17 protein-coding genes and 1 pseudogene are annotated in these 13771 nt (G+C 63.2%); 9 read left to right on the top strand and 9 right to left on the bottom strand.

The window, feature by feature from the left end:
• Nucleotides 1-3: 3 nt before the first annotated feature.
• Entirely contained in the window at nt 4-480 is a 477-nt protein-coding gene (locus tag ACVWVY_RS41325; RefSeq protein ID WP_456631765.1) for a (2Fe-2S)-binding protein, read from the bottom strand.
• Nucleotides 481-497: 17 nt separating this feature from the next.
• Nucleotides 498-1371 (bottom strand): annotated as a pseudogene (locus ACVWVY_RS41330) (FAD binding domain-containing protein).
• Nucleotides 1372-1674: 303 nt separating this feature from the next.
• Between ACVWVY_RS41330 and ACVWVY_RS41335 the strand changes: the two are divergent.
• Both ACVWVY_RS41335 and ACVWVY_RS41340 read left to right on the top strand, forming a co-directional pair.
• Nucleotides 1675-3042 carry a lytic murein transglycosylase gene (locus ACVWVY_RS41335; RefSeq protein WP_456631766.1) on the top strand — a complete coding sequence of 456 codons (1368 nt, stop codon included), beginning with the start codon at nt 1675-1677 and terminating at the stop codon, nt 3040-3042.
• Between the two features lie 206 nt (nt 3043-3248).
• On the top strand, nt 3249-3752 hold the full coding sequence (locus ACVWVY_RS41340) for a DUF1993 domain-containing protein (protein ID WP_456631767.1): 504 nt from the start codon (nt 3249-3251) through the stop codon (nt 3750-3752).
• A gap of 3 nt (nt 3753-3755) precedes the next feature.
• Here the strand turns inward: ACVWVY_RS41340 and ACVWVY_RS41345 are convergent, their stop codons facing one another.
• Together ACVWVY_RS41345 and ACVWVY_RS41350 are read right to left on the bottom strand one after the other, a co-directional pair.
• The gene (locus ACVWVY_RS41345) at nt 3756-4301 is read right to left on the bottom strand and encodes an HD domain-containing protein (RefSeq protein WP_456631768.1); all 546 of its coding nucleotides are present in this window, start codon (nt 4299-4301) and stop codon (nt 3756-3758) included.
• Between the two features lie 117 nt (nt 4302-4418).
• Nucleotides 4419-4859: a hypothetical protein gene (locus ACVWVY_RS41350; RefSeq protein WP_456631769.1), complete on the bottom strand. Its 441-nt coding sequence runs from the start codon at nt 4857-4859 to the stop codon at nt 4419-4421.
• A 374-nt stretch (nt 4860-5233) separates the two neighbouring features.
• Between ACVWVY_RS41350 and ACVWVY_RS41355 the strand changes: the two genes are divergently transcribed.
• Together ACVWVY_RS41355 and ACVWVY_RS41360 are read left to right on the top strand one after the other, a co-directional pair.
• The gene (locus tag ACVWVY_RS41355) at nt 5234-5623 is read left to right on the top strand and encodes a RidA family protein (RefSeq protein WP_456631770.1); all 390 of its coding nucleotides are present in this window, start codon (nt 5234-5236) and stop codon (nt 5621-5623) included.
• A 3-nt stretch (nt 5624-5626) separates the two neighbouring features.
• Nucleotides 5627-6319, top strand: a complete 693-nt coding sequence (locus ACVWVY_RS41360; RefSeq protein ID WP_456631771.1) for a glutathione S-transferase family protein — start codon at nt 5627-5629, stop codon at nt 6317-6319.
• Nucleotides 6320-6555: 236 nt separating this feature from the next.
• Here ACVWVY_RS41360 and ACVWVY_RS41365 read toward each other — a convergent pair whose 3' ends face one another.
• Nucleotides 6556-7215, bottom strand: a complete 660-nt coding sequence (locus ACVWVY_RS41365; RefSeq protein WP_456631772.1) for a hypothetical protein — start codon at nt 7213-7215, stop codon at nt 6556-6558.
• Nucleotides 7216-7340: 125 nt separating this feature from the next.
• Between ACVWVY_RS41365 and ACVWVY_RS41370 the strand changes: the two genes are divergently transcribed.
• Nucleotides 7341-7466, top strand: a complete 126-nt coding sequence (locus tag ACVWVY_RS41370) for a hypothetical protein (RefSeq protein WP_456631773.1) — start codon at nt 7341-7343, stop codon at nt 7464-7466.
• A 198-nt stretch (nt 7467-7664) separates the two neighbouring features.
• Here ACVWVY_RS41370 and ACVWVY_RS41375 read toward each other — a convergent pair whose 3' ends face one another.
• Nucleotides 7665-8213, bottom strand: coding sequence for a DUF2380 domain-containing protein (locus ACVWVY_RS41375; RefSeq protein WP_456631774.1), 549 nt, complete (start codon nt 8211-8213; stop codon nt 7665-7667).
• Between the two features lie 182 nt (nt 8214-8395).
• On the opposite strand from ACVWVY_RS41375, the gene ACVWVY_RS41380 reads away from it, so the two are divergent.
• From ACVWVY_RS41380 to ACVWVY_RS41390, 3 genes are all read left to right on the top strand, one after another.
• Nucleotides 8396-8650 carry a hypothetical protein gene (locus ACVWVY_RS41380; protein ID WP_456631775.1) on the top strand — a complete coding sequence of 85 codons (255 nt, stop codon included), beginning with the start codon at nt 8396-8398 and terminating at the stop codon, nt 8648-8650.
• Nucleotides 8651-8900: 250 nt separating this feature from the next.
• Nucleotides 8901-9668, top strand: a complete 768-nt coding sequence (locus ACVWVY_RS41385) for an SDR family NAD(P)-dependent oxidoreductase (RefSeq protein WP_456631776.1) — start codon at nt 8901-8903, stop codon at nt 9666-9668.
• Nucleotides 9669-9675: 7 nt separating this feature from the next.
• On the top strand, nt 9676-10848 hold the full coding sequence (locus ACVWVY_RS41390) for a cytochrome P450 (RefSeq protein ID WP_456631777.1): 1173 nt from the start codon (nt 9676-9678) through the stop codon (nt 10846-10848).
• 15 nt (nt 10849-10863) lie between these two features.
• On the opposite strand, the gene ACVWVY_RS41395 is transcribed toward ACVWVY_RS41390, so the two are convergent.
• A complete protein-coding gene (locus ACVWVY_RS41395) occupies nt 10864-11277 on the bottom strand; it encodes a hypothetical protein (RefSeq protein WP_456631778.1) in 414 nt (137 codons plus the stop codon).
• A 65-nt stretch (nt 11278-11342) separates the two neighbouring features.
• Nucleotides 11343-11573 (bottom strand): hypothetical protein, encoded by a 231-nt coding sequence (locus ACVWVY_RS41400; protein ID WP_456631779.1) that lies wholly within the window; start codon nt 11571-11573, stop codon nt 11343-11345.
• 306 nt (nt 11574-11879) lie between these two features.
• Here ACVWVY_RS41400 and ACVWVY_RS41405 point away from each other — a divergent pair, with 306 nt between their 5' ends.
• On the top strand, nt 11880-13223 hold the full coding sequence (locus ACVWVY_RS41405) for an NAD(P)/FAD-dependent oxidoreductase (protein WP_456631780.1): 1344 nt from the start codon (nt 11880-11882) through the stop codon (nt 13221-13223).
• Between the two features lie 98 nt (nt 13224-13321).
• Here the strand turns inward: ACVWVY_RS41405 and ACVWVY_RS41410 are convergent, their stop codons facing one another.
• A complete protein-coding gene (locus tag ACVWVY_RS41410; RefSeq protein WP_456632508.1) occupies nt 13322-13531 on the bottom strand; it encodes a hypothetical protein in 210 nt (69 codons plus the stop codon).
• Nucleotides 13532-13771 lie beyond the last annotated feature (240 nt).

A 13771-nucleotide genomic window follows, 5' to 3' on the forward strand; every position in this document is an offset into this window, starting at 1 on the left:
CTTTTATTGGGCGCGCATTTCGGCGGCGGTTTCCATCACCGCGCGGACGATCTTGTCGTAGCCGGTGCACCGGCAGAGGTTGCCGGCGAGCCAGAAGCGGACTTCCTCCTCGCTCGGCTTCGGGTTCTTCTTCAGAAGCGCATCGGAGGCGACCAGCATGCCCGACGTGCAGATGCCACACTGCAGCGCGGCCATTTCCAGGAATTTCTGCTGCAGCGGATGCAGCTTGTCGCCCTGCGCCATGCCTTCGATGGTCCTGATCTCGTGGTCTTGCGCTTCGACGGCGAGCATCAGGCAGGAGCAGATCAGTCGATCGTCGAGCGTGATCGAGCACGCGCCGCAATCGCCGGAGGCGCAGCCTTCCTTGGAGCCGGTGAGCGCCAGCGGCCCGCGCAGCGCGTCGAGCATGGTATCTGACGGCTCGCACAGAAATTCCATCGGCTCGCCGTTGATGGACGTGGTGACGTGAACTTTGGCCATGAAGATTATTTCCCGATTCAGTTCTTCTGGGTCGCGCGTTTGGCAGCGATCGCAGCGGTGCGCTTGAGCAGCACGCCGGCCACCTTGGTGCGGTAGGCGATGGTGCCGCGCTTGTCGTCGATCGGACGACAGGCGGCGGAGCACGCGGCAGCCGCCTTCGCCAGCGCGGCGTCGTCGAGCTTTGAGCCGATCAGCACCTTGGCGGCGTCTTCGACCAGCAGCACGGTCGGCGCTACCGCGCCGAGGCCGACGCGGGCTGATGTGACCGTGCCGTCCTTGATCGTCAGGCTGACGCCGACGCCGACGACGGCGATGTCCATCTCGGTGCGCGGGATCATGCGCAGATAAGCATCGCTCGATCCGGGCGGGCGCGGCGGCAAGGCAAAACTGACAAGAATCTCGCCGGGTTTTAAGTTGGTGCGGCCGGGGCCGGCGGGAACATCTTCCACCTTCAATTCGCGGCGGCCGTTCGGGCCCTGCACGGTGACAACAGCACCGGCGGCGACCATCGCGGGCACGCTGTCGCCGGCGGGCGAGCCGTGTGCAGAGATTGCCGCCGGCGGACGCGCGGCCCTGCACCTGCTTGGAACCGATCAGGTTGACGGCCTCGAGCACGCCGGGCCAGACCTTGCCAAAGCTCTTGTGTTCCGCGAGCGCCATGCCGGAGACGGCGGCGCCGATGCGAAAGCCGCCATCGGCGGTCTGCTCGATGGCCATCATCTCGGGGATTTTCTTGATGTCAACGATCACGCCGGGCTTCAGCATCCCGGATCGCATCTGCACCAGCAAGTCGGTGCCGCCGGCCAAAATGCGCGCGGCGCTGCCGGCTTTCGCAAATGCGCCGATCGCTTCGTCAAGCGTATCAGGCGCCAGATATCGGAGTTCCGTCATGGTCTTCCCGCCATCTCCCTTTTGTCCGCCCGCCCCATATGGGCGATGGCCTTATATCGGCCCGGCAGTGCGGTAAGCCTACACGGCGGGAGGCGGTTGGAACAGCCTGCGAGATCAGGTTGATACGGCAGGCTCCTATGCGCGCGGCGGGGCTTGCGGGCCGGATTGCTCCGAGGCCGTAGGGTGGGCAAAGGCGCACTTGCGCCGTGCCCACCATCTTGATTGAACTGGCTGGATTGCTCTGAAATGGTGGGCACGCTTCGCTTTGCCCACCCTACGGTCCCTTTCGAACCGGTGACATTGATGCCGCTTTCCAGATTCCTGCTTGCTGCCGCGGCGTCGCTGTCCCTTTCATCTCTCGCCATCGCCCAACCAGCCCCCGCTCCCGTCCGCCCGGCACGACCGGCCGCGGCGGCGCCGAGGCCGGTCGTCGCGCCGGTGCCCGGTCAGCAGCCGCCGGCCGCCGCTTCGCGCTCGCCGCGTGCCGCGGCCTGTCACAACGGCATGTCGTTCGATCGTTTCCTCGCCGACCTCAAACAGCAGGCAGTGGCGGATGGCGTCTCGCAGCGCGCGCTGACCGAGGCCGCACCCTACCTCGTCTACGACCAAAGCATCGTCAACCGCGACCGCGGCCAGCGCGTGTTCGGCCAGGTGTTCAACGAATTCGCACGAAACCGGGCGTCCGAGGGTGCTGCAAAAAATGCGCAGGCCAGAATCAGGATGCATACAGCGGCGTTCGCGCGCGCGGAAAAGGAATATGGCGTGCCGCCGGCGGTGATCGCCGCGTTCTGGGGCCTGGAGAGCAGTTTTGGCGCCGAGTTGGGCAAGCTGCATACGCTGCCGTCGCTGGTGTCGCTGGCCTATGACTGCCGCCGCTCGGAGATGTTCCAGAAGGAAACCATCGCCGCCCTGAAGATCATCGACCGCGGCGATCTTACGCCAGCCGAGATGATCGGCTCATGGGCCGGCGAACTCGGCCAGACGCAATTTCTGCCGACGCATTATTTCAACTACGCGGTGGACTATGACGGCGACGGCCATCGCGACATGCTGCGCAGCGTGCCCGACGTGATCGGCTCGACCGCCAACTATATCGCTACCGGATTGAAATGGCGGCGCGGCGAACCCTGGCTGCAGGAAGTGCGCGCGCCGCAGAATTTCCCGTGGGAGCAGGCCGACCTGACAATCAAGCTGCCGCGCGCAAAACTGGCGCAGCTCGGCGTCACCTATCCCGACGGCCGCGCGCTGCCGAACGACGACCTGCCGGCCTCGCTGCTCTTGCCGATGGGCCGCACCGGACCTGCGTTTCTGGCCTACGCGAATTTCGCCGCCTACACCGAGTGGAACAATTCGCTGATCTATTCGACCACCGCCGGATATCTCGCGAGCCGCATCGCCGGCGCCCCGCCGATGCGGCAGCCAGCCGCGCCGGTCGCGCAACTGCCGTTGAATGAGCTGAAACAGCTGCAGCAGCTTCTGGTGCGCGCGGGTTTCAATGTCGGCAAGGTCGACGGCGTGATGGGGCAGCTGAGCCGCACGGCGGTCAAGGCGATGCAGGTGAAATACGGATTGCCGGCGGATTCCTGGCCGACGGCGGAGCTATTAGCGCGGATGCGCGGGCCCAGCGCACAGGCGCAGCCGGCAGGCATGGTGATGCCGGCGGCGCGGTAGGATGCCGTCATTCCCCGCGAAAGCGGGGAAACCAGTACGCCGCGCTGTTGGTTTCTTCACGCCATGAACGCCGCGGCGTACTGGATCGCCCGGTCAAGCCGGGCGATGACGACCTGAGAATGGTTGAATTTTCTCGCTCGCCTCCCCATGTCGGAAAGCGCCTCATCCTCACGAGGCCTAATTCCACATCAAGAAAAGAGCATCACATGTCTTTCCACGACGCCACCGTGCCGGCCTTCCTGCAGATTCTCGGCAGCCTCTCCGGCCTGCTCGCCAAGGCGGAAGCACATTGCAAGGCGAAGAATATCCAGCCCGAAGTGCTGCTGAACGCGCGGCTTTACCCGGACATGTATCCGCTGACGCGGCAGATCCAGACGGTTTGCGATTTCGCCGGCAAGACCTGCGCGCGGCTCACCGGCAGCGAGGTGCCCTCCACGCCCGACACCGAAAAGAGCTTTGAGGAATTGCAGCAGCGGATCGCAAAGACAGTCGACTATGTGAAGTCGTTCAAGCCGTCGCAGTTCGACGGCGGCGATACGCGCGAGGTGACGTTTCCCATCGGCCCGAGCAACACCATGACGATGAAGGGCCAGCAGTATCTCGTCAATTTTGCATTTCCGAATTTCTATTTCCATGCCGCCACAGCACACGGCATCTTGCGGCACAACGGCGTCGAGATCGGCAAGCGTGATTTTCTCGGGGTGAGGTAGTCGTCAGCGCAACGAAGCCAGTTCGCGCGCGAGGTTCTCGCGGGCCTGCCGGTCATGTCTCGCGGCGAAGGCCGTATCGGGAAAGATGACCGGCCGTGCGGCGAACTGGCCGAGCACTTTCGCGCGGCCGGCGCGATAGTCGCCGTCAGGCACATGGATGAACTCCTGCCGGATCGCCGCGGCGTACGCGTCGTATCGCGCGGGCTCCGCGCCGAGGATGCTGAGGTCGATCGAAATCAGGACGGCGCCCAGGCGATCGCCGGGCTGCACCGCGTGCGTCTTGGTCAGACGGATCAGGCGGCCGACTTCCTGACGGAGGTCCTCGCGCACGTACTGTTCAGCCAACCGTGCGCTGAGCTCTTCATTGTCCGCGCGGGTCGCGTCGTAGACGACATCGTGCCACCAGATCGCCTCGGACAGGATTTCGCGCTCGAGCGCCGAAAGATTGTCCACGCGCGCGAGCGCTCCGAGACAGTCTTCGATATGCGCGAGGTTGTGATAGTGGCGGCCAGGGGCCGTGTAGGCGGCAACCAAATCGTCGCGGTTCATCCGTCCTTCCCCGAAGCAGCGGCGCCGTAGGGTGGGCAAAGCGAAGCGTGCCCACCATTTCGCGCGATGTGCTGGATGGTGGGCACGGCGCTTCGCGCCTTTGCCCACCCTACGCAGCTACCGCATCGTGATCGCAAGGCCGCTGAGATCCGCGTTCGCCATCAACCCCACCTGTTGCCCGGTCAATTCCAGCACCGCGCCCTTCTGGTTGGTCAGCACGATCGCGCGTGCGCCGCGGCCGACGGCGAGGCCCGCGCCGGCTGCGCCATAGACGCCGGCGACGTCGGAGGGGCGATAGATGTTGCTGACGCGGCCGCGCAGCACCGTCTTCGAGCCGCCGAACACCAGGCCGTAGTCGAGGCCGCCGGTCGATAGCGGATAACGGCGCCCGTGGAAGTTCAAGACGCCGCCGCCGCCGGAGCCGCCGATGATCCATCCCGCCTTGTAGATCGTGAGCTGCACGAAGCCCTCGTCGGCATGCGCGGCGGAGGACAGCGTGACGCCGGCGAAAGCCGCAAACGCAAGCACGGCGGCGCGAATGGCGGATGGCATTTTCATGGATCGTATCTCCGGAGGTCTTGCAAATCGGAAGTGTGGTGGCGTCGTGGTGCAGATTGAGTCGCAACTATCGGATTGTAACCGATCGGCGCAAGGGGCAAAGTGTATTCGGCGGCTTACGCAGTGCACGCCGCACGCCGACCCGGGCCGCGCATCCGACACAATTTCATCACGATTGCGCGAACAAAAAACGCCGACCTGTGAACTGCATTACTTCGACGGGGCGCGTGTTGCGCTATTTGGTGTCCGGCGAATTGGACTGACGGGCGGGACCTTCAAACCTATCGGCGGGTCGCAAGCGCCGCGCCGCTGCCTTTCCAGCGAGGCAGCGGCGCGTTAGGCTAAGGGCAACGAACCGTTCATGAAGGTGTCCCATGCCCTCGATCCAGCATTTTGCTCCGCCCGCCGGCATCAAGTCCCCGCCACTCTCCTTCGCCACGCGCACCGGCGACCTGCTGTTCGTCTCGGGCATTCCGGGCTTTGACGACGAGGGCGCGCTGGCTGATGGTTTCGAGGCGCAGTTCGGCTTCGTCGTCGCCAACATCAAGCGCGTGCTCGGCGAGGCAGGCGCAACGTTTCGCGATCTCGTCAAGGTCAACGTGCTGCTGACGCGCGCCTCCGACGTCGCCACGATGAACGTATTGTATGCCTCCGCATTCGGGCCCGCGCCCTACCCCGCCCGCACCACCTGCGTGGTGCAGGCGCTGCCCGATCCGAAAATGCTGATCGAGATCGAATGCGTGGCGCAGCTTTCCGGGCGGTGATCGATGCTGACCCTCTACTCCTACCCCGAACTGTTCGGTGTCGCCGACAATAACGGCTACGGGCTGAAGGTTTACGCCTTCCTCAAACTCACCGGCGTCCCGTTCGTCCATGAACACATCTTCGACGCCTCGTCCGCGCCGCGCGGACAATTGCCCTATATCGTCGATGATGGCGAGACGATCGGCGACAGCGAGACCATCATCGCCCATCTCGTCAGCAAATATAGCCTGACCATCGATGCCAATCTCGCGCCCGCGCAGCGCATGACCAACCTTCTCGTCACGCGGATGCTGGACGACCTGTACTGGGTGATGTCGTATTCGCGCTGGAAGGACGAGCGTTATTTCCCGGCGTTTCGCGACAGCTTCATGGCGCAGCATTCGCAGATCGACCAAGCCGGCATGAACAAGGCCAGGGAATACAATGCCCAGCGCTATTATTTCCAGGGCATCGGCCGTTATGCGCCCGACCAGGCCTATGCGCGCGGGCTGGCTGATTTGCAGGTGTTGGCCGATCTGATTCCCGCGGAGGGCTATGTGCATGGCGCGAAGCCGACCAGCATCGATGCCGGCATCTACGGCTTCATCGCCAACATCCACTTCTTCCCGATCCCGACGCCGTTGAAAGCTTTCGTCACGGCCCATCCCAATCTCGTGCGCCATTGCGAAGCCATACACGAGGCGGTCAGCCGCTGAAGGTTTCCGCCTTCGCTCTACGAACCACGGCGGACGAAGCGCCTCCACCCATCCTTGGGCGTGTGCTCATAAAGGTGCAGATGTCGGCTCTGGGGGTCTAAGCAGAAATTCTCTGCTCAACCAGAGTATTGCCGGTTTTGACCCAGAGCGGTCATTCGGCACGCGGCTCGTTCGGCCACCTCCGTCGGCGCGGGCGAGCAGCAACCCGCAGTCCATCCGGCCACTATGTGAAACGCTCAATCGGCCGGATCGTGCTTAATGAGTGTGTCGACGAAGACCCGGTACTGCTGCGACTTGGGCTTCGCCTTGTCATCCTCGTTGACGTACTGGATCGAGCTCTTTCCGAGGAGCGCACGCGGCAGGATCATCACGCGGATGAAGCGGCTCGGCCGGTCAGCCGCCGCCTGGGCGAACACCGGGGCCGGGCCGGACTCGTACCAGGCGCCGCCCGGGCCGTACGAGGTCGAGCGGCCGTCGGTGTCGATGCGGATGCCGCCCTCGATCAGGCAGCGGATGCCGGGTCCCTGGTGGCGGTGCAGGTAGGCGCAGCCGCCGGGAGGGAAGGCGACGCTGTCGCCGCGCATCAGCAGCTCGCCGGCCCGCAGGGTATCGAGCCGCGCCGCGAGCTTGAGTTGCGAGCGGATGCCGACGGCGAGCAGCGGGCCATCGCCGGCGCCCTCCGGTACGAGCTCGAAGCGCCAGGCGGTGACGCCGCTGACTCCCGGCGCGAGCATGACGTCGGCCTCGCCGTGCCAGGTCTCGCCGTCGCTCACCGCGCTGCCGCCGATGGTCGCCGCGCCGTGCACGACGAATATCATGCGCGGTACCGGCGGCAGTCCCACCGCCTCGGCCGTGTTGGACAGTGTATCCTCGTAGAGCCGCAGCACCGGGGCCATGACCGTCTCCGTCGCAGAGGGAAGCGCGACGGTACTCCGGCCAGCCGTGGAGACAAGAAGCAAACGAGCCAATTCAGCTCGAGTTCTATGTGCGGCGCCTGGCGCAAGAACTCGGCAACAATCCCATGAGCAACGCGATCCGGCGGATCATGGCGCCACTCGACGAATACCAGTTCAAGACAGTGCGCTTGCGCTTGCGCCGCTTTGACAAGTTGCAGCCGGAAGCGCAAAAGCGGCAGGTTTTGGCGTGATCAGCTTTGTACCGAAATGGCGCGCTCCGAAGAGACGAACTCCTGACATCCAAATTCGTAGGACGGTTGCGCTAGGCCGCTAGAGGGATGTCGGGAGTTGGCCCTTCTCGGACCTCGTGCAATGTCCGCGTTGGCGCCGCTGTTGGGGGATAAGCGGACATCGCGGATTTATGAGTACGTACACGCCCTGGAGAGACGTCACGGCTTCGGCATGGTTTCCTTCAGCGTATCGCCGACGAAATTCGCGGCATGGCGATAGGCCGCATCGTTGTCGCCGCGGAACGTCACCGTTCGCCGCATCAACAATTTCTCGGCTTCGAGATCGAGCAGCTGGATTTCGCCCCATTGCACCAGCGTGCTCATCTTGCGGATGCCGCCATAGACCACCAGGCGCGCGCCGGCCTTCCGCGCGGCGGCGACAAAAACATCCTGCGACATGCTGGTGGCGGTGCAGGGATGATCGGGGCATTCGATCGTCACCACGCGATAGTCGCTCTGCGCCGCCAGATTATCGCGCAGCAATTTTGCAAACGACGCCACGCGGGCGCGATGCTCCGCGCTCTGGTCCACCACCTCTCCGGAGGTGTCGAAATAATCGAAATCCGCCACCGCCACCGCGATCGGCGCGGCCGCCGGCGATCTGCCCGACTGGAACGACAATGCGGTGACCGCGCACAACATCGCCAGCACAGCGCTTGCGCGGCCGCGCAGGCTTAACGCGCGCCGTGGGTTTGCTGTGTGCATCATGCTTCGTCTCCTTCAACCCTGACATTGGCATCGCCCCGCTGCCGGGCCTGAATCATAACAGCGCGTGGGGATTTCGGTAAGCTATTCCACCTCGCGCTTTGCGCTTTTGAACCTTCTCGCTTTGCCCGCTACTCAACCGGTAACCGGGCGGGAGAGCCCGTGTTCCAAACAGGAGATTGAAGATGCGTCGTATTTTTGCCCTTTGCGCCGTTGCCGGCATTGGTTTCACCGCACTTGCCGCGTCGAGCCCGGCGCAGGCCTCGTATTACCTGATCCGCTGGCAGGATTCCGGCTTCTGCCAGATCTGGGACCAGAGCATCCCGACCGCGCCGTATCCCGGGAATTACGCCGTGATCGTAGGCTCGGAAGTGCCGACCTTCGGCGACGCGCTGGTCTTCAAGGATGGCCTGCTGCGTAACGGCACCTGCTCGTTTTGAGCTGAACTGTTGATCCTCATGGTGAGGAGGCGCGATAGCGCCGCCTCCGGACGATGCTTCGCATCGCCGGGAGAACCATGTAGCCCCGCTGGTGCCATTCATCCTTCGAGACGCCGCTAAAGCGGCTCCTCAGGATGAGGTTTGGCACACGCTGCGCTTTGTCTACCCTACGAAACCCTCGCCTTCCCACCTTGTACGCGCCAACACGCTTGCTATCCTCCGCCAAAACCAGAAGCAGAGGAAGCGCCGCATGCCCCTTCTCCAGAATCACATCGCCGTCGTCACCGGTGCAGGCTCCGGTATCGGGCGCGCGATCGCGAACGGCTATGCGCGCGAGGGCGCGCGGGTCGTGCTGCTCGACAGGGACGAGAAGGCGGCGGCGGAAGCGGCAAAGGAGATCCGCGACGCCGGCGGCAAGGCGGACAGCTTTGCGCTCGACGTCGCGAACCGCGAAAATTGCGTCGCGATGGCAAAGCAGATTGACGACAAGGTCGGGCAGGTCTCGATCCTCGTCAACAATGCCGGCATCGTCCGCCGCAACGGCATGCTGGGCGCCGCCGACGACGTGATCAAGGATTGGAAAGACATCATCGCGATCAACCTGACCGGCGTCTTCAACGTGACCCATGCCTTCCTCGCGCCCTTGCGCGCCAGCAAGGGACGCATCGTCAACATCGGCTCGATCCAGTCCTTCGTGCATGTGCGCACGCCGAGCTCGCCGGCCTACACCGCCTCCAAGCACGGCGTGCTCGGCTTCACCAAGGCGCTCGCCGCCGAACTCGGCAAGGAAGGCGTCCGCGTCAATGCGATCGGCCCCGGCTTCATCGCGACGCCGCTGAACGCCAACGCCCGCGCCAACAATCCGGACCTTGTGAAGACGTTCTTGGATCACACGCCGCTGGGCCGCGCCGGCACCGCGGAAGACATCGTCGGTCCCGCGATCTTCCTCGCCTCTGATCTGTCGGCCTATGTCTCCGGTTCGATCGTGATGGTCGACGGCGGTTACCGAGCAGTGTGAGAACATCATGTCCAACGCCCCGCATTTCGACATCGACGTCCCCTCGTTCTGGGCCGATCCCTACCCTGCGCTTGCCAGGATGCGGAAGGAGGCGCCGATCGCCTTCGTGCCGCAGCTCGGCTCCACGGTGTTCACCCGGCGCGACGACATCTTCACGCAGGAGAAACGCATCGACATATTCTCCTCGCATCAGCCGAACGGGCTGATGAATGTGCTGATGGGCCACAACATGATGCGCAAGGATGGCGATGCGCACATGACGGAGCGGCAGGCGATGTTTCCCGCGGTGTCGCCACGCACGGTGCGCGACACCTGGGTCCGCCAGTTTCAGGCCCATGCCGACCGCATCCTCGACGAGCTGGTGCCGCAAGGCGCCGCCGATCTCTGCAAGGCACTGGCGCTGCCGCTGTCGGCCGAATGCCTGAAGGACGTCACCGGGCTCACCAACATGCGCTACCAGGACATGGATGCGTGGTCGCAGGCGATGATCGACGGCATCGCCAACTATACCGGCAACAAGGAGGTCGAGGCGCGCTGCCATGCGGCCACGTCAGGCATCGACGCTGCCATCGACGACATGATCCCCGTGGTGAAGAAGCACCCGAACACCTCGATCCTCAGCGTGCTGCTGGCCGCCGGCCAGAACATGGAAAGCATCCGCGCCAACATCAAGCTTGCGATCTCGGGCGGACAGAACGAGCCGCGCGATGCGATTGCCGGCACGGTCTGGGCGCTGCTGACGCACCCCAAACAGCTCGCGCTGGTGCGCGACGGCAAAGCAAAATGGATCGACGTGTTCGAGGAGTACGCGCGCTGGATTGCGCCGATCCAGATGTCGCCGCGCCGCGTCGCCAAGCCGTGGAGCTATTCCGGCATCGACTTCGAGCCGGAAGACCGCGTGTTCTTCATGTTCGGCTCGGCCAATCGCGACGAGGCCTGCTTTGCCGAGCCTGATCGTTTCGACATCACCCGCAATACCCAGAAGAGCATCGCCTTCGGCGCCGGCCCGCATTATTGCGCCGGCGCGTTCGCCTCCCGCGCCATGGTGGCCGACGTCGCGCTGCCAAGCGCTTTCGCGCGGCTGAAGGGCCTGCGGCTGGATGAGCGCGAGCCGGTGCGGATCGGCGGCTGGGCGTTTCGCGGATTGCTCAATCTGCCGGTGAAGTGGGACGCGGGCTGATCGCGCAGCAACGGTCTACTGGCGCGGACATTCCCGGTAGCCGAACGTGTCGATGATCGTGCTGCCCGGAATGGTGTGAAACGCCAGCGTCTCCATGTAGTGATTGTCGACGAGATACCTGCGCAGTTTCGCATTGTAAGCGCCCAGCATCCGCTGCGTATGGGCCACATGGATATTGCGCTGGCGGTCGTGGCCGGCGTGGAACAACAGCGTGGCGCTACGCTCGACGCAGACGTTGCGCAGGCCCAGAAACAGCGTGCAGTTCGACTGGCAGTGACCCTTGATGCGAAACAGTTCGCCTGTGGCGGTGGCACGCTCGATCTCCGGCTGAAAATCCTTGTACCAGCCGCCCTTGCTGAATCGTTCGGAAGTGGCGGCAAAGGACGTCGACGAGATCAGGACGAATACAAGCACGGCGAGAGCGCGCATGGCCAACCTGCCCGGGTCATCATGTATGAAGTAAATTAGCAGCAATCGACGAATGCGTCACTGCGTCATCGCGGCGTCTCGCCGCCGGCACCGTGATCGCCGTTCAGCGGAAGCAGGTGCATGCGTTCAAAAAACCAGCGCATGGCGAGATACCAGAGGTAGCCGCCGACAATGCCGCAGATGGCAAGAATGATGATGTTGGCGGGATGATACTCGCCGCTCCACCACAGCATCCCGCCGATCCAGAATATGGTGAAGAAAATCGCGCCGAGCTTCAATCGCCTTGCCTGATCCATGGCATCCCTCCGATGGCTGACATCCGGTGCCATCATGGAAGCCTCTGCCTCGCCGCACCGTGAGGCGCATCACGCCGCGCCGGAACCCGGCGGCTATGGTTGGCGGGCTTCCGCTTTGATGCGCATTCCGGACTCACGTCCGACATCGCGTGAGGTCCGAAAAGCGCCATTAAGCGAGACGTGACGGGCTGCATGAGTCCTCCCGGTCCCTTTTTGGCGCTTAGCCCGCGCCTTGTTGCGGCCAAAAAAAGGATTGAGAATCGCCGACTTGCGTCTTTCGAAATTTGTTGAGCGACTGTTTGACCAATGACAAGGATGCTCGGCCAACGCGCGGTAGTCGTCGGCGCCAGCGTAGCGGGCCTATTGGCCTCGCGTGCGCTCTCCGAGCATTTTGATGAGGTCGTGGTTCTCGACAGTGATGAAATCGAGGACGGGCCGGTCGTCCACAAATCCGTTCCGCAGGGCCATCACCTTCATGCATTACTGCAGGGCGGCCTGAGAGTTCTGTCGTCGCTCTATCCGGCATTCACCGAGGATCTCAGGCAGCTCGGTGCGACAAGAATTGCCATGGGTCGGGATGCTGCTTGGTATCTGCCCAATGGCAAAGCCTATTCTCCTACTGGTTCGGCAAGAACGACATTTGATTCCGGGATCGAAGGTTACTGTGCCAGTCGCGGGCTCCTCGAATCTGTCATTCGTCGGCGGACGGCTGCAAGTCCCAACATTCGATTTCAGTACCGCAGAACGGTTCGAGAACTGATTTGCCGTGATGGCATCATTCGCGGAGTTCGCTGCGGCAACATGCGGTTGATCGAGTGCGACATTGTGGTCGATGCGACAGGCCGGGGGCACCGGGCACGGCGTTGGCTTGCCGCGATTGGATATCCAGCGCCCGAAGAAACCACCATCGGACTCGATACAGCGTATAGCACCGCAAATTTCCGCAGGCCTGAAAACTATTCCGGCGAGCCTCTCGTGTTCATTACCGGCCCGGCGCCTCATTTCACGCGCCGAGGATACGTAATCACTATTGAAAATGGAACGCTGCTCGTGAGCCTAATCGGTCGCTTCGGTGATTATCCACCAACCGACAGGGACGGATTCCTCGGTTTCGCAAGCGAACTTCACTCCGACTTGGCTTATCGAATCATCAAAGATGGCGAGCAGCTCACGCCGATTGCGCACCACCGATTCGTCGGCAGTGCGCAACGTCACTACGAGCGAATGGTGCGGTGGCCAAAGGGTTTCCTGGTGATCGGCGATGCCCTGTGCCACTTCAATCCGATCTACGCACAAGGGATGAGTGCGGCGGCAATACAAGCAGAAATCCTGCGAGAGGTTTTGTCTGAATATACGGAGCGCTCGCAGAGCCGGGAGGGCATCGCCGCCTCGTTTTTTAGCAGGGCGGCCGAGTTTAACAGAACGCCATGGAACCTCGCCGCCGGCTTTGATTTTGCGTTCCCCCAGACCCGCGGCACACGCCCGCCGGGAATTGAAGAGCGTGCACGCTACTTCGCCGCCTTGGACATGCTCGCACAAGAGGATGAAGGGGTCCGGCGGCTGATGATAGAGGTTTTCCAACTCGTCAAACCGTTATCGATCTTGCAGCAAGAGCCGTTGCGAAGCCGTGTGACGGCCCTCAAACATTGAGGCCATGCCTGCCGCCGTCGCATTGAGCGCGAGTCGAAGTCGAACCCCGATAGAGGATTCGTTCGTGGCCAACTCCGCTTGCACAACCTGGGGCGGCCTTACGCCTTTAGGTTCGCGGCCATGGCTCGCTCGATTTCGAGCGCAAGCGTTTCGAGATGAACGGCCAGCCGCGTGAATAACTCACGCTTCGTTTGGTCTGTGGCCAGGTCCCGGATCATTGCGCATTCGGCCGCATCGGAGCGAAGCTTCTCCAACTGCGCCCGCATATCTTTCATCTGGGGGCCTGCAAGCCGGACGACGAAAGCCATTCGCTCATATGCGAGGCGGTTTCCGCAAGTCGCGCCCTGCGAATAAGCCTGTCGCGCTCCACCCCGGGTGGGGTGCCTCTGGCTTCTTTCCGCAGACGTTCGGCTTCTTCCGAAAGGCGCTTGTCGAGGGGATCAAGTTGTTGGAAACGCCGCCGTTCCTGCATGGCGGGCTCCTTCCCTGTTAGAGGGGGCGGGAACGCCAACCCGGCGGTCTCATCACAGGTGAAAGCCGCGGTCCGG

It is taken from the genome of Bradyrhizobium sp. URHC0002 (assembly GCF_054059515.1).